Below are 22,006 nucleotides of genomic sequence, written 5' to 3'. Positions count from 1 at the left end.
ATTCTAGTCGCAGATGTCATGGCCGAACAGAAACGTGTGATCTCCGTTCAGGGTGCCCGTGAGCACAACCTGAAGAACGTCTCCCTCGAAATTCCGCGGGACAAGCTCATCGTCTTCACGGGGCTTTCCGGCTCCGGGAAGTCGTCGCTTGCCTTCGACACCATCTATGCCGAGGGCCAGCGCCGCTATGTCGAGAGTCTGTCGGCCTACGCCCGGCAGTTCCTCGAGATGATGCAGAAGCCGGACGTCGACCAGATCGACGGCCTCTCACCAGCCATCTCCATCGAGCAGAAGACGACCTCGCGGAACCCGCGCTCCACCGTCGGCACAGTCACCGAAATCTATGACTACATGCGCCTGCTCTTTGCGCGCGTGGGCGTTCCCTATTCGCCGGCGACGGGCCTTCCCATCGAAGCGCAGACCGTCACCCAGATGGTTGACCGGGTGATGGCGCTGCCGGAAAACAGCCGCCTCTACATCCTTGCCCCCATCGTTCGCGGCCGCAAGGGCGAGTACAAGAAGGATCTGCAGGAACTGCAGAAGAAGGGCTTCCAGCGCGTCAAGGTGGACGGCGTCTTCCACGAGATCGACGCGGTTCCCGCCCTCGACAAGAAATACAAGCACGACATCGACGTGGTGGTGGACCGTATCGTCGTGCGCGACGACATCGCCACCCGCCTGGCCGATTCCTTCGAGACTGCTTTGAAGCTGGCCGATGGCCTCGCCATTGCCGAATTCGCCGACAAGCCGCTGCCCAAGTCCCAGACCTCCGAGGAAAGCGCCAACAAGAGCAAGAACGAGACGCATGAGCGGATCATCTTCTCGGAACGCTTCGCCTGCCCCGTCTCCGGCTTCACTATTGAAGAGATCGAGCCCCGGCTTTTCTCCTTCAACAATCCCTTTGGCGCCTGCCCGACTTGCGATGGACTTGGAACGGAACTGAAGTTCGAAGCCGAGCTTGTCGTTCCCGACAACACGCTGAGCCTCCGCGAAGGCGCCATTGCCCCTTGGGCCAAGACCGGCGCCACGTCGCCCTACTACATGCAGACGCTGGAAGCCCTGGCCAAGCATTTCAAGCAGTCCATGACCACGCCATGGAAGGAACTGCCCAAGAAGTTCCGTGACGCTGTGCTGAACGGCACGGGCGAGGAAGAAATCGCCATCACCTATGACGATGGCCTTCGCACCTACAAGACCAAGAAGGCCTTCGAGGGCGTGATCGGCAACATCGAACGGCGCTGGCGTGAAACCGATTCCGAATGGATGCGGGAAGAACTCTCCCGCTACCAGTCCGACCACCCCTGCCATGCCTGCAACGGCTTCCGGCTCAAGCCGCAGGCGCTCGCCGTCAAGATCGACAAGCTGCACATCGGCGAAGTCTCGCTCATGTCGATTGCCGATGCCGACCGCTGGTACACCGATCTCGACAGGAAGCTGACGCCCAAGCAGAAGGAAATCGCCGCCCGCATCCTCAAGGAGATCCGCGAGCGCCTGCGCTTCCTCGTCGATGTCGGCCTCAACTATCTGTCGCTCAACCGTGTCTCCGGCACGCTCTCGGGTGGAGAGAGCCAGCGCATCCGCCTCGCCTCACAGATCGGCTCCGGACTCACGGGCGTTCTCTACGTGCTGGACGAGCCATCAATCGGCCTCCACCAGCGTGACAACGACCGCCTGTTGAAGACCCTCCTCCATCTCCGCGACATCGGCAACACGGTGATCGTGGTGGAACACGACGAAGATGCCATCCGCCTGGCCGACTATGTGGTCGACATCGGCCCGGGTGCCGGCGTGAACGGCGGGCGCATCGTCGCCCAAGGCACACCCGAACAGGTGATGCAGTCGCCCGATAGCCTCACCGGCAAATACCTGATCGGCCTCGAACAGGTGCCTGTGCCGCGCAAGCGCCGGACTTGGGAAAAGGGCCGCTCCATCCGCGTCCATGGGGCACGCGCCAACAACCTCAAGAATGTCTCGGCGGAGATTCCGCTGGGCGTCTTCACCTGCATCACCGGTGTCTCGGGCGGCGGCAAGTCCACTCTGCTCATCGACACGGTCTACCGGGCGCTTGCCCGCAAGCTGATGGGCGCGCGTGAAGCGCCCTCTGAACATGACCGCATCGAGGGCATCGAACACCTCGACAAGATCATCGACATCGACCAGTCGCCCATCGGCCGCACGCCGCGCTCGAACCCGGCGACCTATACCGGCGCCTTCACGCCGATCCGTGACTGGTTTGCCGGCCTGCCGGAAGCAAAGGCGCGCGGCTATGAGCCGGGGCGCTTCTCCTTCAACGTCAAGGGCGGCCGCTGCGAAACCTGCCAGGGTGACGGCGTCATCAAGATCGAGATGCACTTCCTGCCCGACGTGTATGTGACGTGCGATGCCTGCCACGGCCATCGCTACAACCGCGAAACCCTCGAGATCCGCTTCAAGGACAAGTCGATCGCCGACGTGCTGGAAATGACGGTGGCGGAAGGCGCCGACTTCTTCAAGGCGGTGCCCGCCGTACGCAACACGCTGGAGACGCTGCAGCGCGTCGGGCTCGGCTACATCAAGATCGGCCAGCAGGCGACCACTCTTTCAGGCGGCGAGGCGCAGCGCGTCAAGCTCTCCAAGGAACTGTCACGCCGCTCCACCGGCCGGACGCTTTACCTGCTCGACGAGCCGACGACGGGCCTTCACTTCCATGACGTGAAGAAGCTGCTCGAGGTGCTCCATGAGCTTGTCGAACAGGGCAACAGTGTTGTGGTGATCGAGCACAATCTCGAAGTGATCAAGACGGCGGACTGGATCATCGACCTCGGCCCCGAGGGCGGTGACGGCGGCGGCGAGATCGTCGCCTGCGGCACGCCGGAGGATGTGGCCCGCGAGCCCCGCTCCTACACCGGCCATTACCTCAAGGACGTGCTGAAGCGCGGCCGCAAGGAAGCGGCGGAGTAATTGGTCCGCTATCCGGCATCGGGCATCCGTGCGGCCTTGCGAAAGGCCGCACATTGCGCCTCGGCGCTGGACTTGTCTTCGTGGGTTTCTCCCATGAACGGGATGCGCCTGCCCTTGACCCTGGCCCGCACGGAATAGCTGGTGCCGGAGGTGGTGGAGTATTGCTCGGCCACTACAACGCTCTCCAACCGGTCGAGCGGCAGCGTGTCGCTCCTCCGCCCGAGAATTCCATGGGTGACGACGCGCAGTTTTTCGCCGTCCGCTGAGAGGAATGTCGACGGCATGAAGACAAAAATGCCGATGACCAGAAGTCCGAAGAGGATGAAGCCGGTTCCGACGAGCATGGCTTTGGCATCGGCCGCGTCCGGAAAGCCGCCCTTGATGAAAGGGTAGGCAATGCAGGCACCCCCCAGCAGGCATCCCACGAGCCGTGTGCCCAAACTCATGCTGCTGCCCAGTATGATGGCCTGCCCGTCATCAGTCATGGCCGTTCTCCCAACCCCGTGATGCCATGCCCCGCAAATCGTTCTAGCGCGCGATGACCGGCGCGGCTACGGGGGACTCTTCCTACTGGTTGTTCACGTCAGCCTGCGTCACCTGATAGGTGGAACTGAAGGTCGCCGTTGCGGCAGGCGCCAATGTGGCAACGATCGGTGGCGCGGGCACGGGTGGCGATCCTGTGCCGCTGTGCACGTCCGCCACCGAGACGTTGCTCAGGGTCACGTTGCCGGTGTTGGTCACAGCATAGCTGTAGGTGATGACGTCCCCCACGTCGGCCTTGCCGGGCGTGCCGTTGTCGGTGGTGATCGCAAACGTCTTGTCCACGAAAATGTTCGGCGTACGGGTGATCGTCGTTGTGACGGTATTGGATGTCTTGGCAGGCACCTGCGCACAGGACCACGTCGCGACGTTGGTGAATGAGCCGCCACCGTCGATGTTTGCCTGCGTGACGCTATAGGTCACGGTGTAAAGCCAGGTCTCGGTGTCCTGCAGGATGCCGTCGGCGTTGGTGTCGCCGGAGGTGAGCGTGGGCCCGCTGGTGGGCGAAATCGGCGTGCCGTTGAGGCGGAGCGTATCGCCGATTACCGGTGCGGTGAGAACGGCCGTGCCGTTGTTGTCTACCGTGATCGTGTAGGTGAGCGTTCCGGGTGCGGCGATGCTGGGGGCACTCACCGCCTTGGCGATGGTAAAACTCGGGTTGTCGTTGTCGAAGAGGGTGAGCGTCGGCGGTGTGGCGGTGACACCGGCATAGCCCGTGCCCGCCGCCGTGATGCTGGCGGGAGCGCAGGAGTGCGTGCCTTCGGCTACCGCATCGTCAATCGCCGTCACGGTCACGGTTTGCGGCGTCGTGAAGTTGGCGGAGGTGAAGGTGAGCGTCGACGGCGAGAATGTGCACTGGGTGCTGGTACCGATTGTCACCGTGACAGCCGAACTGCCGGCGGGCGGGCTTGTGGGCCGCACGGTAAAGGAGGCGGTGTCGCCGCCTTCCGTCGCGGACGCATCGGTCACGGCTACGGTCAGTGCCGAAAGACCATAGCGAAGAACGAAGCTGCCCGTGGTGCTGCTCGCATAGGTATCGACCTGGAAACGGTAGGTCTGCCCCGCAACGGCGGTGAAGGTAAGGAAGCTGCCGTAGCTGGCGTTGACGGTGCTGTTGCAGCCCGTCGTGTCGTCATTGGTGCCGACGGCCACAAGCGCATTGACGGCATTGCCGGTGTAAGCCGCGAGCGTGGTGTCCGTGGCCGTCGTGGTTTCGCCCGTGAGATTGCAGGTGGCGATGGTGAAGCGGCCCGCGGCCGGCGCCGTCCAGGAATACCAGTCGGACGTCGTGGCGCCGCCGATGAAGTTGGGTTCGCCCACCTCACCCGTCATGCCGGTGGTGGTGCCCACCACCGTTCCGCTGCTGCCCGTCAGGACCGTGCCCGGAAAGGTGTCGGCCGCCCATGCGGCGGCGGCCGAGGCAGCAAGCCACAGCACCGTCACGCACAGCCAACGCACACACCGGACAACCATGGACCAACTGTCCTTAACTCAATCTGCTTCACTAACAGGTCCTTGGTTAAGAATCGGTAGGCGACTGCCCAAAACGAAAAAGCCGCCCCGAAGGACGGCTTTCCGAAGGTGTTGGCAGAAGCGGCTTAGCGCTTCGAGAACTGGAAGCGGCGGCGTGCCTTGGCACGGCCATACTTCTTGCGTTCCACCGAGCGGCTGTCGCGGGTGAGGTAGCCACCCTTCTTGAGGGCGGGGCGCAGTTCCGGCTCGAAGTAGGTGAGCGCACGGGCGAGGCCGTGACGGACGGCACCGGCCTGACCCGAGAGACCGCCACCGACGACGGTGCAGTCGATGTCGAGTTCCGAGAGGCGGTTCGCGGTCACCAGCGGCTGCTGCACGATCATGCGCAGAACCGGGCGGGCGAAGTACTGTTCGATCGCCTTGCCGTTGATGGTGATCTTGCCCTTGCCGCGCTTCACCCAGACGCGCGAGGTGGCGTCCTTGCGGCGGCCCGTGGCATAGGCGCGGCCCTGCTTGTCGAGCTTGGGCTTGGCGGGCGTTGCAGCGGCGGCAGCCGGCTGAGCGCCGAGGCCCATGGCCTGGCCCAGATTGGCGAGAGTGGTTGATTCAGCCATTGTCGGTTAGCCCCTTGCAGCGTTCTTGGCGTTCATGGCCTTCACATCGAGCTTCACGGGGTTCTGGGCCTCGTGCGGATGGGAAGCACCCTTGTAGATGCGGAGGTTGGTGAGCTGCTGGCGCTTCAGCGAAGCACCCGGCAGCATGCGGCGGACGGCGGCTTCGAGCACACGGTCAGGATGCTTGCCGTCGAGGTAGTCCTTGGCGACGCGCTCCTTGATGCCGCCGGGGAAGCCGGTGTGCCAGTAGTACTTCTTCTGGTCGCGCTTCTTGCCGGTGAGAAGAACCTTCTCGCAGTTGATGACGATGACGTTGTCACCGCAATCCATGGAGGGCGTGAAGGTGGTCTTGTGCTTGCCGCGGAGGCGGTTGGCGATGATGGTGGCGAGACGGCCCACAACAAGGCCTTCCGCGTCGATCAGCACCCACTGCTTCTGGATGTCCGCAGGCTTTGCGGTATAGGTTTTCATCTTTCGAACTCTCAAAAGTGGCCATAAAACAAGAAACGCCCGTCGGATGGGCGCCTGTTCGTGGCGGCTGATAAGCGAGCCCCCCTTCCCTGTCAATGAAAAGCAGCGGATTCGGCCATTCTTTTTGTGTGGTAAAATGATACCTCACATATGGCGTGAACGCCAGGCTCCCGAGACCGGCGGCAAACACCGGCGTGAAACTGCCGGAAAACCGCCTAACCCCTCTGGTACTGACGGATTTTGTCCATTAACCTGCCACAGACCCGAGGTAGGAGACAGGCTCATGCGTTCCGTGGGCTCAAAGGCTGGTCTGGCAGGTGTGACGCGGCTCTTGGCCGTGGGCCTTGCCATGGGCCTTGCGACAGGGCTGGCACTTCACCCCGCCGCGGCAAGCACCTCCGGCAACAACGAGCCCGACCGCTTCAAGGGCGACCACTGGAATTGGCCGACCCTGAACACAGAAGAGCTGGCCCAGCAGGACACCACGACACCACCGGCCGTTCCGCCTGCGGCGACGGCGCCTGCCACGCCTCCGGCCACCACGGCACCGGCGACAACGCCGCCCGCGACACCTCCGGCCACAACTGCACCAGCAACACCCGCGCCTCCTGCTCCCGCTGCCGGGACAACGGACGGCCAGACGCCGCCTGCCGGCGAGGCGCAGACTCCCGAGGAGGTGCTGCCGGACCTCACGCCCGACGGCCAGGGCCAGGGCCAAGACGATTTCAGCGTTGGCGAGATTCCCTCCGTCGAGGTCGTGGAGCTCACGCCCGACATGGCGAAGAAGGCCCTCGATGGCCTCGCCCTCGTGCACGAGAAGTACAAGGACTCGCCGCTCGAGAACTACGAGAACCTTCAGGACTTCGTCGACAAGGACCCGATGGGCAAGGGCTTCGAAGCCGATCTGCAGTCGTTCGGCTTCAAGACCGCCAATGAGTGGAACGTGGCCGTCACCACCATCGGCTTCGCCTACTCCAATTTACTCGACGACCAGACCGCCGACCTGAAGCAGCAGATCGACGAAGTGAAGAGCGACACCGAAATGGCGCAGGACATGCGCGACCGCATGATCCAGGCGCTGAGCGCCATGATCCCCTCCGACAACAATCGCAAGGTGGTGGAAGACCTGATGAAGGATCCCGCCTACACCGACAAGCTCAAGCTGCTCGAGACGGAAGAGGAATGAGCCAGCTCCTGCGCCGCACGCGCGAAGGCGCCGTGCTGCGACTGACCCTCGACGATGACCCCACGCGGAACTCGCTCTCCGAGGAAATGATGGCGGCCCTTCAGAATGCGCTGGACGAAGCCGCAGCGGACAAGACTGTTGGCGCCATCGTCATTGCCGCCGCGGGAAAGGTGTTCTCCTCCGGCCATAATCTGAAGCAGCTCACCGCCCGCCGCGCCGATGCCGACAAGGGTGAATCCTACTTCAGCGCCGTCTTCGCCCGCTGCACCAAACTCATGACCACCCTCGCCCGGCACCGCTGCGCCATCATCGCCGAGGTGGACGGTTTGGCAAGTGCCGCCGGCTGCCAGCTCGTGGCCACCGCCGATCTCGCCTATTGCTCGCCGCGCGCTTCTTTCTGCACGCCGGGAGTCTCGATCGGACTGTTCTGTTCCACGCCCATGGTGGCGCTCTCGCGCAACGTCTCCAGCAAGCACGCCATGGAAATGCTGCTGACGGGCGACGTGATCACCGCGGAGCACGCCGCCCGCATTGGCCTCGTCAATGCCGTCGTTCCGCAGAACGAACTCGCGGCGCATGTGTCGGCCCTGGCGGCGCGTATCGCGGGCAAATCCCAGGCAGCCATCACCTATGGCAAGCGCGCCTTCCTCGATCAAACGCACCTGCCGCTGGAAGAGGCCTATGCCCTCACAGCCGGAATCATGACGCGGAACATGCTGGATGGGGCAGCCTGCGAGGGCCTCGATGCCTTCATCAGCAAGCGCCAACCGAAGTGGCCCGGCCAGGCATGAGCGCGTCTCCTTCCCCCCGCATCAACTTCATCACGCTGGGCGTGCGCGATCTGGCCGTGTCGAAAGATTTCTACCAGCGGCTCGGCCTTGTCCCCCACGGCATGAGCAACGACAATGTCGCCTTCTTTGACGTGAATGGCACCGTGCTCTCCCTCTTCGGCCACGACGCGCTCGTAGCAGATGCCACACTCGCCGCAGATCCCCCACCTCGCTTCCGCGGCGTGAGCCTTGCCTGGAACGGAACAAGCGATGCGGAGGTCGATGCCATCATCGCACACGCGCGGGCCTGCGGCGCAACCATCGTCAAGGAGCCGCACAAGGTTTTCTGGGGCGGCTATTCCGGCTACTTCTCCGACCCCGATGGACATCTCTGGGAAGTGGCGCACAATCCTTTCATCACATTCGATTCCGACGGCCACGTCATCCTGCCTGCATCATGAACCACGACAGCTATTCTCCCGACTACATCCGCTCCGTGCTGCAGGACGTGAAGACGATCGCCCTTGTGGGGGCATCCGCCAACACGGTGCGGCCCTCGTATTTCGTGCTGAAGTACCTTCTGGACAAAGGCTACGACGTCCATCCCGTCAATCCCGGCCTTGCGGGACAGGAGCTTCTGGGGCGCACCGTCTATGGCACGCTCGCCGACATTCCGGGCGCGATCGACATGGTCGACATCTTCCGCAACAGCGAGGCGGCTGCCGAGATCGTCGATGAGGCACTCACCCTTCCGGTGAAGCCCAAGGTGATCTGGATGCAGTTGCAGGTCAGGAACGACGCCGCTGCGGCGAAGGCCGAAGCCGCCGGGCTGCGCGTCGTCATGAACCGGTGTCCGAAGATGGAGTATGGCAAGCTCTCCGGCGAATGGGGCTGGGTGGGCGGCAATGCCGGTGTCATCTCGTCGCGTCGTCAGCAGCTTCACGAAAGTGGCAGGATGCAAAGTCTGGGAATCGGACCACGCAAGACTTGAACCAGGGGAAAGACATGAGCACGACAACGGCTGCACAAGTCCAGAAATACAACAATGTCTCGATTGCACTGCACTGGATCATCGCCATCCTGATGATCTACATGCTCATCCTCGGTGAGGACCTGATCAAGGTGCCGCGCGGCGAAACGCTGTCGCTCAACGGTCCCACGCTGCACGCTTCGCTTGGCATCCTCGTCCTTGTGTTCTCGGTGCTGCGGATCATCTGGCGGATCATGAACCCGGCGCCGCCGCTGCCGCCCATGCCCGCCTGGCAGGTGAAGGCCACGGCAGCCCTCCATGGCCTGCTCTATGTGCTGATGCTGGCGATCCCGATCCTCGGGCTGCTTGCCATGGGCCCCTATGGCGCCGAGCGCGCCGATGCCGACTCCGTCAGCTTCTTCTGGCTCTTCTCCGTCAACGTCTTCCCGAACCTCGGAGACTGGGCCGGTGACGCCCATGAAATCACCGGCAACATCGCAAAAATCCTGATTGTGATTCACGTTCTTGCCGCGCTGAAGCATCAGTTCATCGACAAGGACAACCTGATCCGGCGCATGACCTTCCGCTGACTACGCCGCTGATCAAACGTTGCGCAAATCCCGGTGCCGTTCTAGCTTCATGATCCCTTTGGAGGATCAGGAACATGGCTGAGAAAAAACCGGGATTTGACACCCTTGCAATTCATGCGGGCGGCTCGCCCGACCCTGCAACCGGCGCCCGCGTCACGCCCATCTATCAAACCACGGCCTACGTCTTCAATGACGTGCAGCATGCCGCCGATCTCTTCGCACTGCGCGCCTTCGGCAACATCTACACCCGCATCATGAATCCCACGCAGGCGGTGCTGGAATCGAAGGTTGCGGCCCTCGAAGGCGGCACGGCAGCACTTGCGGTGGCCTCGGGCCACGCGGCCCAGCTGCTTGCCTTCCACACCATCATGCAGCCGGGCGACGAGTTCGTGGCGGCGCGCCAGCTCTACGGCGGCTCGATCAACCAGTTCAACCACTCCTTCAAGTCTTTCGGCTGGCATGTCGTATGGGCCGATGCGGAAGACCCGTCTTCGTTCGAGAAGGCGATCTCGCCCAAGACCAAGGCGATCTTCATCGAGTCCATCTGCAATCCCGGCGGCCGCATCACCGATATCGGGGCCATCGCCAAGGTGGCGCAGAAGGCGGGCGTTCCGCTGATCGTGGACAACACGCTGGCCACGCCCTACCTCTGCACGCCCATCGCCCACGGCGCCAACATCGTGCTGCACTCGCTCACCAAGTTCATGGGTGGTCACGGCAACTCCATGGGCGGCATCATCGTCGACGGCGGCAACTTCGATTGGGGCAAGAGCGGCAAGTATCCCCTGCTCTCCGAACCCAACGAGAGTTATCACGGCATGAAGCTCTACGAGACCTTCGGCAATATCGCCTTCGCCATTGCCTGCCGCGTGCTGGGGCTGCGTGACCTGGGACCGGCCATTGCGCCACTCAACGCCTTCCTCATCCTCACCGGCATGGAAACCCTGTCGCTCCGCATGCAGCGTCATTGCGACAATGCCCTCAAGGTGGCGGAATGGCTTTCCAGGCATCCGAAAGTGGCGTGGGTGAATTACGCCGGCTTGCCGTCCGACAAACAGCACGCACTTCAGAAGAAGTACGCGCCGCGCGGTGCGGGCGCCGTCTTCACTTTCGGCCTGCGCGGCGGCTATGACGCCGGCATCAAGCTCGTGTCATCGGTGAAACTCTGCTCGCATCTCGCCAACATCGGCGACACGCGCACGCTCATCATCCATCCCGCCTCGACCACGCACAGCCAGCTGAGCAAGGATCAGCTGGTGAAGGCGGGTGCAGGACCGGACGTCGTCCGCCTCTCGATCGGCATCGAGGACGTTGCCGACATCATCGCCGATCTGGATCAGGCGATGGCGTGAACCATGCCGGGGCTCACGGGCCTCAGCAGCAGACGATGAAGGTGCCACAGGGCGAGGGCGAGCAACACGAGCGCCCCGCCCTGGTGCACGAGGGCAACCGGCAGCGGCACGCCGAGCACGACCGTCATGATCCCCAGCGTGGCCTGGGCCAGCACCGCCGCCATCACCACCCAGGCGCTGCGGGGACCGCGAAGCGCCATCACCAGCACGTAGAGCACGATGGCATAGGCCAGCAGCCGGTGATTGAACTGCACGGTGAGAGCATTCTCGAAGATGTTCCGCCACGAGGGCTGTGCTGAGTAAAGCCCCGCCGGGATCCATTCGCCGTTCATGGTGGGCCAGGTGTTGGAGGCAAAGCCCGCATCAAGCCCGGCGACAAACCCTCCGGCCGCAATCTGCAGGAAGATGAGAGGGATCAGCAGCAATGCCATCACATTTTCCCCGGCGGATTGCCACACGCGGCGGGTGTGAATGCCAAGGGCCGTCCAGACCACGCCCGCAAACAGGGCGACGGCCAGAGACAGATGTGCCGCCAGCCGGTACTGGCTGACGTCGGTGCGTTCGCTGAGGCCCGAGGCCACCATGAACCAGCCGAGCGCCCCCTGGGCACCCCCCAGCACGAAGATCAGCGCAAGTCGTGGCCACAGCCGCCGCGGGATGGCCTTGGTGACGACGAAGTAGAGGAACGGCACGAAGAAGACGATGCCGATGGTGCGCCCCAGGAAGCGGTGCGACCATTCCCACCAGTAGATGAACTTGAAATCTTCCAGCGACATCCAGCGGTTCTGGATCTGATATTCCGGGATGAGCTTGTATTTCTCGAAGGCCTGCATCCAGTCCGCCTCGTTGAGCGGCGGGATGGCACCCAGCAAAGGTTGCCATTCCGTAATGGAGAGGCCGCTGTCGGTGAGGCGCGTGGCCCCGCCGACGATCACCATGCAGAAGATCATCGCCGCCACCACCCAGAGCCAGATGGAAACGGCGGCGGGAACGGGCCTGTTCTGATCGAGGGATTGCGCAGTCATGGCCGCCACATAGGCCTTCGCCACGGCCCCATCAAGACAGTCGGAACGCCGCAGCCCTGCCCCCTTCGCGAAGGGAAATCCGGGCCCTTCCGTGACACGTAGCGGAAGGCTAAGCAGTCGGCCATGACCATCCGCACCCGCAAATTCATCGGCACCTTCGCCATGTTCTTCTGGCTCGTCTTTTACGCCCTCGTCGTGATGGCGGTGGGCGGGCAATATGTTGTGGGGCACGGCATCCTGATCGAACTGCCGTTCTACATTCTCGCTGGCCTCGCCTGGCTGCCCGTGGCCATGATCATCATCCGCTGGATGTCGAAGCCAGATCCTGCGTAGGGGATCAACGCACGTTCAGCTTGCGGCCGAGATTGTTCATCCGGCCCGGCAATCCCGAGGCGAGAACCTTGAGCCAGCGCGGCTCGGCATACTTGCTCGACACCATGACACGCGGCAGCGCCTGCAGGTGCCGCACATGCTGGGGATACACGGTCCCCATGCGCGTGGTTACGGCTGTGGCATAGCCCGCTTCCGCCGCAAGCCGGAAATCCCGCACGCCGGCGTGAGCAACATTTCCATAGGGGTACGCGAAGTGACGAACCGGCCTGCCGAGTTCGCGTTCCAGCGCCTTGCCGGAGACGGTGATCTCGCGCCGCGCCTCCTCTTCCGGCAACCGCGATACGGCGAAATGATTGAGCGTATGCGCCCCGATGGTGGCGAGCGGATGGGCGGCCAGCTTGCGCACCTCGTTCCAGCTCATGATCAACTCCTGGCACAGCGCTGCAAGGTCGAAACCGAAACGCGCCGACGTCTCCCTGATCCATGTCCGCTGCTCGTGCTCCGGCATGCCCTGCACCACAGGCGAGAGGACCGACCAGGCCGCCCACTTCGACGCCGCAGACCCATCGAGAACGGCAGAGACGTTTCCAGCCTCGAGGCGGCCCGTTTCTTTGTCGATGATGCGCTCAAGCGCCAGCCACCACATTTCGGTCGAGGCTTCGACGAAACCCGGCGTCACGTAGACGACGAAGGGACAGGAATGCTTTTCAAAGACGGGCAAGGCGTGAACGAGATTGTCGCGGTATCCGTCATCGAGCGTGAACACGGCGAAGGGCTTCGCGCTCCGGCCCTCCTCGATGCGCAGCAGGGCATCGTCAAGCGAGATGAGATCATAGCCCGCCTGCCGCAGCATGGTGAGCGCGGCATCGAGAAACTCCGGCGTCGAGGTCAATCCCGCGTTGGGCGTGAAGCCGTCGGCGCTCGGCTTCTCCGGCTGCACGGAATGCATGCAGAAGATGACGCCGAGACCCTGACTCCATGGACGGAGAGCTGCCGCAACGCCGGAGCGATGCAGGGTCTCGAAGGTCAGACGCAGGAGTTTTGTGCCCGTGGACATGAGGGCCCGGACCACATCACAATGACGGTAAGATTGTCTTAACGGCTAGCCCGTGGCGCGCAGGTCCGCACCACCCTGGTCACGCGGGTTGATGCGGATGTACGACACGCGCTGCACGCCACGCGAGGTGAGCGAACGCGCTGCAATGGCGGCATCCTTGTGGCGCGCGGCAGAGGCCAGCAGCAGCACGGAAGAAACGCCCTGCACGGCATCCGGCGTTGCCGCCGAGGCTTCACCGGCATTGAGGATGACCACATCGTAGATGCCCGCAAGCGAGGTCAGGATCGCCGGCATGCGCTCACCCAGCACATGGGACGGATGGGTGGCCTGGCCAAGGCGGATCGCGTGCACCGTGCTCTTGGCATCGCGCACAAGAATTTTCGAGACATCGGCCGTGCCGGCGATGAGGTCCATCAGCCCCGGGCCTGCAGGATCACGCAACAGGTCCTGCACGGTGGGCCGCGCCGGGGTGACATCGATCACGGCGGTCTTCACCTTGTGCGACGAGAGCATGCGGGCCAGCGCAAGGCTGGTGAAGGCCGCATCGAAGGTGCCGCCGATGCTGGCGAAGGCGAATGTCTTTGCGCCCTTCGAGGCTGCTTCCGTCACGGCAGCGGCGATGCGGGTGAGCGGCTCGGACAGTTCCGGATGATCCGAGGCGCTGTCGAGCATCTTCAGCGCGGTCATGAGCTGGGGCACGGCGGGAAGCGAAGCCAGAAGCTGCGGCATCTGCTCCTGCGGTTGCGGCACGGGGGCAGCTGCAGCAGGCGGCGGCGAAGGAGGCGATGGCGGTTGCTCCACAATGGCAGGTGCCACCACAATCGGCGGAATGACGACGTTGCTGTTGCCCTGCGCCACATGCACGCGTTCCGGCTGCGGCGGCGTGGGCGCGGTCTGGCGTGTGGCAAGTTCGGCAATGCGGCCCGACTGCTTCACCACTTCGAACAGGAAGGCAAGGCCAAGACCCATGGCAAGGCCAGCGAGTGTCGTCAGCAGGAACGTCGGTCCCGCCTTCGGGAAGAAGGGAACGGCAGGCACGCTTGCCGTCTGGATGATACGGGCGTAGCCCGGCTGGAGGTTCAGGTCCTGCCGCGCATTGGCGTCGGCAAAGCGGGCCAGCATGGTTTCAAGAAGCTGGCGGTTCGCGGCGGCTTCGCGCTCAAGTTCCTTGAGCTTCACGTCGCTCTGCAACGCTTCACCTTCGCGGGTCTTCAATTCCTCAAGGCTCTGCTTCAGGCTCGCAGCGCGGGCTTCAGCGACCTTCGCCTGGCCCTGCAGCGAGTCCACGACCTTCAAAGCCTCACGTCGAAGCTGTTTCTCGATCCCCGTCAGTTCGCGGTTCGCCGCAATCATCTTGGGATGGTTGGGGAGATAGGTGGCGGAAAGCTCGGAAACCTTGCGCATGGCGGCAACCTGCTGCTCGCGCAGGCGCTGCACCACGGCATTGTTGATCACGTCGGCGGAGGTATCGACCGAGCCCTTGCTGGCGAGCATCTCCTGAATGGCATCGGCCTTGGCGCGGGCCTCGCTGCTTGCCGCCTCGGCGAGCGTGATCTGGGTATTGAGTTCGGAAATTTCCTGCGTGCCCAGCGTCGCGTTCTGCCCCTTGAGCAGGCCTGCATCGGCGCGGAACTTCTCTGCAGCGGCTTCCGACTCCGCCACCTTGGTGCGGAGGATGTCGATTTGGCCGCTCAGCCAGTCGCGGGCCCGGGCGTTGGTGCCGGATTCATTCTCGCGTGTGGAGAGCACGTACGTCTCGGCCAGCGCATTGGCCACGGTTGCGGCCGTCTTTCCATCAAGAGCCGTGTAGCGGACCACGATCACGTTCGACTGCGGCACCTGATAGATCGAGGCATTATCTTCGAGATGCAGGACGGCGCGCTGCTGCTTGTCCATCAGGCGCATGTCCGTGCCGAAGCCGAGAGCGAGCAGCTTCTGCTTGATCTTGCCCACGCCATTGCGGATGGGATCGAACTCGCCCTGTCCTTCCAGCTGCAGCTGCTTCACCACGCGCGTTGCCAGGTCTTCCGACTTCAGCACCGAAACCTGCGAGGCGACGAAACGGTCATCGATCGGATCCGCTTTCACGTCCTGTGCCCCGTTGGGCTGGTCGAAAGGTGTCGAGAGATTGCTGACGAGGATCTGCGCCTCGCTCGCATACTGCGGCTTGTTCACGGAGATGATGCCGAAGCCCGCCACGCCGCCCAGGATGAGGCAGGACAAGACCAACAGCGGCCGGCGCAGCATGCCGCGCGCGATATCCGCGATGCTGAGACCGGTCATCACTTGGGGAGGCTGCTGCATATCGTCCCTGAACACTCGTCACACGCAAGAATAGCGACTCGCCCCAAGGGCTTGTCTGCCGTTTGACCCACCTTTCGGGCCTTATGGTTTCCATTCCATTAACGCCTTCATAACCATGGCGTTTAAGTGATTGTTCACCATAACCGACGTATGCCTGTAGGCGTCGCGCGAGGGCTGACCTCGCGCACGGGTCTGTTTCAAGCGTGGTGTCAAATGCGTCTTCCTCTCCTCCTTCTCATGGCTGTCTCGCTGCAAGCCTGCGCCAGCACGTGGGAAACCGATGGGCCCACATCGCCCGCCGGCGGCACGGGAGTGACCGTGAATGACACCCTCGCCGAAGGCCCCGACGCCGTTTCCTCAATTTCACAATTGCCCACCCGCAATGCGGCAGGCGCCATCCCGCCCTATGCCGCGAAGGGCGAAGCGGCGGCCTATGAGTATGGTGCCGGCTACCGCGTTGGCGCCGGCGACCGCCTGAGCATCCGCGTCGCAGGCGAATCCGATCTCACGGGCGAATATGTTGTCGATCCCGCCGGCATTCTTTCCATGCCCTATGTGCAGTCGGTGTCCGTGGCCGGCATGACCAGCGCCCAGATCGAGAAGGTCATCGTCCAGCGCCTGCAGGCGGGCTACCTGCGGGATCCGCAGGTCTCGGTGCAGACCATCAATCTCCGCCCCTTCTACATCATGGGCGAAGTCACCGCCTCGGGCTCCTTCCCCTACCAGGGCGGGCTCACCATCCAGCAGGCCATCGCCACGGCAGGCGGTTACAGCCCGCGCGCCGATCAGGGGCCGGTGCTGCTCACCCGCCGCACCGCCGCCGGAACCAAGACCTACAAGGTCCCGGTCACCACGCAGGTTTACCCTGGTGACATCGTTTTCGTGCGTGAACGCTGGTTCTGACGCAAAGCCGCCCCATGCGCATTCTCCATGTCTTCCGCAGCCCCGTCGGCGGGTTGTTCCGTCATGTCCGCGATCTTGCCAAGGGCCAGCACGCGCTCGGCCATGAGATCGGCCTGTTCTGCGATTCCACGACCGGCGGGCCCTTGGCCGAAAAGACCCTCGCCGCCTGCGCCGCCTTCTGCACGGCGGGCATCACCACCGAAGCGATCAGCCGCCTGCCCGCGCCCTCCGATCTCTCCGCCATCCGCGAGGCTGGCGCCATGGCGAAGCAGGGCCGCTTCGACATCATCCACGGCCACGGCGCCAAGGGCGGCCTCATCGCCCGCGTGGTGGGCTGGCAACAGGGCATTCCCTCGCTCTACACGCCCCACGGCGGCAGTCTGCACTACCGCTGGCAAAGCCCCACGGGGGCGGCCTTCCTCTCCACTGAAAAGCTTCTTGCCCGCATGGGCTCGGGCTTCGTCTTCGTCTGCGATTTTGAGCGCAATGCCTTTGCCGGAAAGATCGGCCTGGCAGGCAAGCCGTCGGTCGTTGCGCAAAACGGCCTGTGGCCGGAGGAATTCGAACCAGCGCAGGCCAACCCGGATGCGACCGACCTTCTGTTCGTGGGCGAGGTCCGCCACTTGAAAGGCATCGACATTCTACTGAACGCCCTCACCACGCTGCGGGGCGTCAGCCTTACGATCGTCGGCGATGGGCCCGAACTTGCGGATTTCACCGCCCTCTCCCAGTCCCTGGGGCTCGCCGACCGGGTGCGCTTTGCGGGCCGCCTGCCGATCCATGAGGCGATGAAACTGGGCCGGGTCATGGTTGTGCCGTCCCGGAACGAATCCTTCCCCTATGTCGTGCTGGAAGCAGCGGCCGCCGCCCTCCCGCTCATCGCCACCCGCGTGGGCGGCATCCCCGAGGTCCTGCCCGCCGACAGGCTCTGTGCCCCCGATGCAGGCCAGATCGCGAGCCTTATCCGCAGTACGCTCGCCGACCCGGCGCTTGCGGCCCAAAAGGCCTCAGCCCTTGCCGACAGCATGCGCAGTTCGACCTCGGTTGAAGCCATGACCCAGACAATCACCAGCTTCTACACGGCCTTGCAGCGTTAACCAAAGGTTACGGCCGGGCCCTCGCCTTGCTCTGTGCACCACAGAACAGAACCCTCTGTTCCAAGTTGGTACACGGCGACACGGCAATGAATTATCTTCCTGGTCCTATCGAGAAGGCGACATCCGTCGACCTTTCGAACCTCACTGCAACCATTCCCCCCCGCGGCGAAGACGACAAGGGCGCGGCGAAGCCCTTTGTCTCCCCGCGCGTTGTCATCACGCTTCTGCGGCTCGCGGAAATGCTGGCGATTGCCACAGTGGCCATCGTGCAGCTGGCGATCTATCCCTCCCTCGCGCAGGCCAAGCCCGCTTCCATCTATGCGGCCATCATCCTGACCATGGCCGTGGGCGTGCCCGCCGTGGCTCAGATGATGGGGCTTTACCGCCTCGAGAACCTCCTCAATCCCTTGCGCAGCGCGCCGCGCCTTGCCGCCATCTGGGTGTGCTTCATCGGTGTCCTCGCCCTGGGCGCCTTTGCCACCCAGCTCGGCGAAAGCTTCTCGCGCGGCTGGTTCCTCACCTGGAGCGTCTCGGGCTTCGGCTGGCTGCTCGCAGCCCGCTTCGCCGCAGCCGCCGTGGTGCGCTATTTCAACGCCAACGGACAGCTCAACCGCCGCGCCGTGATCGTGGGCGGCGGCGAGGAAGCGGAGGCCGCCATTGCTGCCCTCCAGCACTCCCACAACACAGCCATCACCCTCGTCGGCATCTTCGATGATCGCAACGACGACCGCAGCCCGGCAGAAATGCGTGGCATCAAGAAGCTTGGCACCATCGCCGACCTCATCTCCTTCGTCCGCAGCTCGCGCGTCGATACCCTCATCGTGACGCTGCCTGTCAACGCCGAAAACCGCCTGATGCAGATCGTCTCGCGCCTCTGGGTGCTGCCGGTCGACATCCGCCTCAGCGCCGCCTCGCAGCGCCTGCGCTACCGGCCCCGCGCCTATTCCTACATCGGCAACCTCGCCCTGCTTGACGTCTTCGACAAGCCGCTCGGCGAATGGGGGCCGTTCTTCAAGGCAATTGAAGACCGCGTGATCGCCTCGCTCGCCCTTCTCCTGCTCTCCCCGGTGATGGCGCTTGTCGCACTTGCCGTGAAGCTCGACAGCAAGGGACCGGTGCTCTTCAAGCAGAAGCGCTACGGCTTCAACAACGAGCTGATCGAGGTCTACAAGTTCCGCTCCATGTACACCGACCAGGCGGACGTGGACGCCCGCAAGCTCGTGACCAAGGACGACCCCCGCGTCACCCGCGTGGGCCGCTTCATCCGCAAGACGACGCTCGATGAATTGCCGCAGCTGTTCAACGTGCTGAAGGGTGAACTCTCGCTCGTTGGTCCGCGCCCCCATGCCACCCGGGCGAGTGCCGCCGGCACGCTCTACGAGAACGCCGTTCAGGGCTACTTCGCCCGCCACCGGGTGAAGCCGGGCATGACCGGCTGGGCCCAGGTGAACGGCTGGCGCGGCGAGACCGACACGGAGGAGAAGATCCGCGCCCGCGTCGAGCACGATCTCCACTACATCGAAAACTGGTCGTTAACCTTCGATCTTTACATCTTGGCAAGAACTCCGCTGGCCCTGTTCAACACCAGCAACGCCTATTGAGGCGGCCTGCCCGCGGAGGGTCAGACGAGGATGTAAGATGCACGGGCAGATGGGGCGCGAATGGCCGCTTGTTGCGGGGTTTTCCGCCGAGCAGATCCGCAACGGCCTCGTCTGGCTCATGTTTGCCGTCTCGTTCGTCGTCTTCGTGGAGCCGGCGCCTGTCGATCTGATGTTCCTGCTGGTGCTGGTCGCCTTCTTCACGGGCCGCTTCAACCCCGCCATCACCATCATGCCGCTGATCATGATGCTGCTCCTCTACAACATCGGCGGTATCGGCAGTTTCTTTGCCGAGACACCTGACCCGAAGGCGGTGATGTTCGTCATTACCTCCTTCTACATGGCCTTCTCCGCCATGATCCTGGCGCTCTACATCTCCGAGGACACCGACCGCCGCTATGCCGTGATCCGCTCCGGCCTCATCGTCGGCGCCACGGTCGCGGCCTTCTTCGGCCTGGCCGACTATTTCCACATCGCCGGCATCATCAAGAACCCGGCGATGCCCGGCCGCGCCACAGGCCTCTTCAAGGACCCCAACGTCTTCTCCACCTATCTGATCCTGCCGGCAATGATGATCGTCCAGGGCCTCATCGCGGGCACGCTCCGCCGCCCTGTGCTTTGCCTGCTCTCCCTCTGCCTCATCGCCCTTGCCTTGTTCGTCAGCTTCTCGCGCGGCGCCTGGGTCAACTTCTTCGCCGCCGCCATGATCGTTGCGGGGTTGTCGTTCCTCTTTCCGCCTCGCCACGACTCCCGCATGCGGGTCATCTACTTCATCATCGGTGGCCTGTTCGTGGGCTTCATCGGCTTCTCGCTGGTGATGAGCATCCCCTCGACGCGCGCCATGTTCATCGAACGCTTTGCGCTCCTGCAGTCCTATGACGCTGGCGAGACCGGGCGCTTCGGCAACCAGCTGCGCAGCCTGCCGGTGCTGATGGTGAGCCCGCTCGGCTTCGGGCCGCTCAATTTCCACAAGCTCTTCGGCCAGGACCCCCACAACACCTTCATCAATGCCTTCGCCTCCTATGGCTGGCTCGGCGGCGTGAGCTACTTCACCCTTATCATCAGCACGCTCTATGCCGGCGTTCGCGCCGTGTGGATGAAAACGCCGTGGCAGGGGCAGGCCATTGCCGTCTTCGCGCCCACCCTCACCACCATCCTGCAGGGCATCCAGATCGACACCGATCACTGGCGGCATTTCTACTGGCTGATCGGCCTCACCTGGGGCTACTTCGCGCTCACCGCGACCGACACGCTCCGCTACCCGCAACACCTGCAGGCCGCGAGCGCGCAATGAACCCCGTTGCCCGCGTCAAGGCGCTCCTCGACGATCCCACCATCAAGGGTGTGCTCGGAAAAGGTCTCCTCGCCCTGGTCATCAAGGTGGGGGCGGCGGTCCTCAGCTTCCTCATGTTCGTGGTGATTGCCCGCGCTATGGATGAGGCCGAGTACGGCCGCTTCGCCATCGGCTTCAGCCTTGCCATCACGCTGTCGGTCTTCGCCAACCTCGGCCTCGGCACCGCCATCCTGCGCTTCTATGCGCAATACTCCTCCGCCGGACAAACCCGGCTGGCGCATGGCTTCGTCCGCGCTTCGGCCGCCGTGAACCTGCTCTTCCCGCTCGCGATGGGCGGGCTTGTGGCACTGGCCGCCTGGAGTTACGGGCTGGTCTATCCCGAACAGACCACGGGCTTCATCTACGCAGCCGCCATCCTGTTGCCGGTCGTCGCCTGGAGCGAATATGCGGCAAGCTCGCTCCGCGCCTTCGGCTACACGCTTCACTCCATGGCGCCACGCGACATCTACTGGCGCACGCTGCTGTGCCTCGTGATGCTCTATGTGATCACCCGCCACATCCGGCTGGATGCCACTGAGGTGCTGCTGCTCGCGGCCGGCATTCTGCTCGTCATCGTCTTTGCCCAGTTCATGCGCGCGGCACCGCAGTTCCTGCCGGCCTTCCGCGAGCCCTCGCCGCAGTATGACTATCCGCTCTGGATCAAGACCAGCATTCCCATGTGGGGCGCAATCACGCTCACCTCGGCGGCCCAGCAGTTCGACGTGGTGGTCCTCGGCTTCTTCATGTCACCCGCCGATGCGGGCCCCTACTTCGCCGCACTGCGCACCGCCAACATCCTCAGCCTGCTGCTGATCGCGGGCAATCTCATCAGCGCGCCGCTCATCGCCAAGTATCATCACAACGGTGATCATGCAGCACTCCGGCGGCTCGTCCGTCTGCTCACTGCGGCCATTGCCCTCCCGACCCTGCTCGGGCTTGGTATCCTTGCCCTCATCGGCAAGCCGCTGCTCGGGCTTTTCAATCCGGCCTTCGTCAGCGCCTATTCGGTGCTCTTGATCCTCGGCGTGGGCTTCACCTTCGATGCCATCGCGGGCCCCACGGGCTTCATGCTGCAGATGATCGGGCGCGAACGTTCCTACCTCAAGATCATGGCGGCGTCCTACGCCCTCACCATCGTGCTGCAGTGCCTGCTCATTCCGTGGTTCGGCGTCTATGGCGCCGCCGTGCCCAACACGCTGGGACTGATCTTCGCGAACCTGCTGATTGTGCGCACGGTGAAGGCCACGGCAGGTTTCGACCCGTCTCTGCTGGGATTGTTCGCCCGGAGAGCCTGAAGGCGCCATGGCGCGGGTGTTGGGGGAACCGGGGTGAAGGGGTAGAAAAATGGTCGGAGCGACTGGATTCGAACCAGCGACCCCTACCCCCCCAGAGTAGTGCGCTACCGGACTGCGCTACGCTCCGACTTGCGCCAGCGTGTAGCTTGGGGCCT

The 22,006-nt window shown here is 63.7% G+C and carries 20 protein-coding genes and 1 tRNA gene; 13 read left to right on the top strand and 8 right to left on the bottom strand.

The genetic code is table 11. The annotated features are described in order from the left end of the window. Positions 1 to 18 precede the first annotated feature (18 nt). Complete coding sequence (uvrA, locus tag QM801_RS07120; protein WP_415018510.1) at positions 19 to 2,940, top strand: excinuclease ABC subunit UvrA; 2,922 nt, start codon at positions 19 to 21, stop codon at positions 2,938 to 2,940. Between the two features lie 8 nt (positions 2,941 to 2,948). Here the strand turns inward: uvrA and QM801_RS07115 are convergent, their stop codons facing one another. The 4 genes from QM801_RS07115 to rplM all read right to left on the bottom strand — a co-directional run bounded on the left by QM801_RS07115 (position 2,949) and on the right by rplM (position 6,038). Next, a complete protein-coding gene (locus QM801_RS07115; protein ID WP_415018509.1) occupies positions 2,949 to 3,425 on the bottom strand; it encodes a hypothetical protein in 477 nt (158 codons plus the stop codon). A gap of 82 nt (positions 3,426 to 3,507) precedes the next feature. Next, positions 3,508 to 4,953: a hypothetical protein gene (locus QM801_RS07110; protein ID WP_415018508.1), complete on the bottom strand. Its 1,446-nt coding sequence runs from the start codon at positions 4,951 to 4,953 to the stop codon at positions 3,508 to 3,510. Between the two features lie 125 nt (positions 4,954 to 5,078). Then, positions 5,079 to 5,528, bottom strand: a complete 450-nt coding sequence (gene rpsI / locus QM801_RS07105) for a 30S ribosomal protein S9 (RefSeq protein ID WP_415020904.1) — start codon at positions 5,526 to 5,528, stop codon at positions 5,079 to 5,081. Between the two features lie 45 nt (positions 5,529 to 5,573). Beyond that, on the bottom strand, positions 5,574 to 6,038 hold the full coding sequence (rplM, locus tag QM801_RS07100; protein ID WP_415018507.1) for a 50S ribosomal protein L13: 465 nt from the start codon (positions 6,036 to 6,038) through the stop codon (positions 5,574 to 5,576). Positions 6,039 to 6,321: 283 nt separating this feature from the next. Here rplM and QM801_RS07095 point away from each other — a divergent pair, with 283 nt between their 5' ends. From QM801_RS07095 to QM801_RS07070, 6 genes are all read left to right on the top strand, one after another. Then, positions 6,322 to 7,224 (top strand): hypothetical protein, encoded by a 903-nt coding sequence (locus QM801_RS07095; protein ID WP_415018506.1) that lies wholly within the window; start codon positions 6,322 to 6,324, stop codon positions 7,222 to 7,224. Continuing rightward, positions 7,221 to 8,015, top strand: coding sequence for an enoyl-CoA hydratase (locus QM801_RS07090; RefSeq protein ID WP_415018505.1), 795 nt, complete (start codon positions 7,221 to 7,223; stop codon positions 8,013 to 8,015). Before QM801_RS07095 ends, QM801_RS07090 begins: the two co-directional genes overlap by 4 nt. Further along, positions 8,012 to 8,455: a VOC family protein gene (locus QM801_RS07085; RefSeq protein ID WP_415018504.1), complete on the top strand. Its 444-nt coding sequence runs from the start codon at positions 8,012 to 8,014 to the stop codon at positions 8,453 to 8,455. Before QM801_RS07090 ends, QM801_RS07085 begins: the two co-directional genes overlap by 4 nt. Next, positions 8,452 to 8,985: a CoA-binding protein gene (locus QM801_RS07080; protein WP_415018503.1), complete on the top strand. Its 534-nt coding sequence runs from the start codon at positions 8,452 to 8,454 to the stop codon at positions 8,983 to 8,985. The genes QM801_RS07085 and QM801_RS07080 overlap by 4 nt, the downstream gene beginning before the upstream one ends. A gap of 14 nt (positions 8,986 to 8,999) precedes the next feature. Further along, positions 9,000 to 9,554 (top strand): cytochrome b, encoded by a 555-nt coding sequence (locus QM801_RS07075; RefSeq protein ID WP_415018502.1) that lies wholly within the window; start codon positions 9,000 to 9,002, stop codon positions 9,552 to 9,554. Positions 9,555 to 9,628: 74 nt separating this feature from the next. Then, positions 9,629 to 10,906: an O-acetylhomoserine aminocarboxypropyltransferase gene (locus QM801_RS07070; protein WP_415018501.1), complete on the top strand. Its 1,278-nt coding sequence runs from the start codon at positions 9,629 to 9,631 to the stop codon at positions 10,904 to 10,906. Here the strand turns inward: QM801_RS07070 and QM801_RS07065 are convergent. After that, positions 10,891 to 11,955 carry a COX15/CtaA family protein gene (locus tag QM801_RS07065; RefSeq protein ID WP_415018500.1) on the bottom strand — a complete coding sequence of 355 codons (1,065 nt, stop codon included), beginning with the start codon at positions 11,953 to 11,955 and terminating at the stop codon, positions 10,891 to 10,893. The two genes, QM801_RS07070 and QM801_RS07065, sit on opposite strands and share 16 nt — an antisense overlap. 99 nt (positions 11,956 to 12,054) lie before the next feature. Between QM801_RS07065 and QM801_RS07060 the strand changes: the two genes are divergently transcribed. Beyond that, entirely contained in the window at positions 12,055 to 12,264 is a 210-nt protein-coding gene (locus QM801_RS07060) for a DUF2842 domain-containing protein (RefSeq protein WP_415018499.1), read from the top strand. Between the two features lie 4 nt (positions 12,265 to 12,268). Here the strand turns inward: QM801_RS07060 and QM801_RS07055 are convergent, their stop codons facing one another. Beyond that, a complete protein-coding gene (locus tag QM801_RS07055) occupies positions 12,269 to 13,321 on the bottom strand; it encodes a polysaccharide deacetylase family protein (RefSeq protein ID WP_415018498.1) in 1,053 nt (350 codons plus the stop codon). A 45-nt stretch (positions 13,322 to 13,366) separates the two neighbouring features. Next, entirely contained in the window at positions 13,367 to 15,604 is a 2,238-nt protein-coding gene (locus tag QM801_RS07050) for an exopolysaccharide transport family protein (protein ID WP_415018497.1), read from the bottom strand. Positions 15,605 to 15,838: 234 nt separating this feature from the next. Between QM801_RS07050 and QM801_RS07045 the strand changes: the two genes are divergently transcribed. The 5 genes from QM801_RS07045 (at position 15,839) to QM801_RS07025 (ending at position 21,851) form a co-directional block, all read left to right on the top strand. Further along, positions 15,839 to 16,528, top strand: coding sequence for a polysaccharide biosynthesis/export family protein (locus QM801_RS07045; protein WP_415018496.1), 690 nt, complete (start codon positions 15,839 to 15,841; stop codon positions 16,526 to 16,528). A gap of 14 nt (positions 16,529 to 16,542) precedes the next feature. Continuing rightward, on the top strand, positions 16,543 to 17,625 hold the full coding sequence (locus QM801_RS07040; RefSeq protein ID WP_415018495.1) for a glycosyltransferase family 4 protein: 1,083 nt from the start codon (positions 16,543 to 16,545) through the stop codon (positions 17,623 to 17,625). An 86-nt stretch (positions 17,626 to 17,711) separates the two neighbouring features. Continuing rightward, positions 17,712 to 19,226, top strand: coding sequence for an undecaprenyl-phosphate glucose phosphotransferase (locus QM801_RS07035; RefSeq protein ID WP_415018494.1), 1,515 nt, complete (start codon positions 17,712 to 17,714; stop codon positions 19,224 to 19,226). A gap of 37 nt (positions 19,227 to 19,263) precedes the next feature. Next, positions 19,264 to 20,517: an O-antigen ligase family protein gene (locus tag QM801_RS07030; protein ID WP_415018493.1), complete on the top strand. Its 1,254-nt coding sequence runs from the start codon at positions 19,264 to 19,266 to the stop codon at positions 20,515 to 20,517. Continuing rightward, entirely contained in the window at positions 20,514 to 21,851 is a 1,338-nt protein-coding gene (locus QM801_RS07025; RefSeq protein WP_415018492.1) for a lipopolysaccharide biosynthesis protein, read from the top strand. The genes QM801_RS07030 and QM801_RS07025 overlap by 4 nt, the downstream gene beginning before the upstream one ends. Before the next feature lie 50 nt (positions 21,852 to 21,901). Here QM801_RS07025 and QM801_RS07020 read toward each other — a convergent pair. Further along, positions 21,902 to 21,978, bottom strand: a tRNA-Pro gene (locus QM801_RS07020). Positions 21,979 to 22,006 lie beyond the last annotated feature (28 nt).

It is taken from the genome of Aestuariivirga sp. (genome assembly GCF_047600585.1).
Lineage (GTDB): Bacteria > Pseudomonadota > Alphaproteobacteria > Rhizobiales > Aestuariivirgaceae > Aestuariivirga.
Note: the sequence above shows the minus strand (reverse complement) of the source record. Positions and strands in the feature narration are given on the sequence as shown.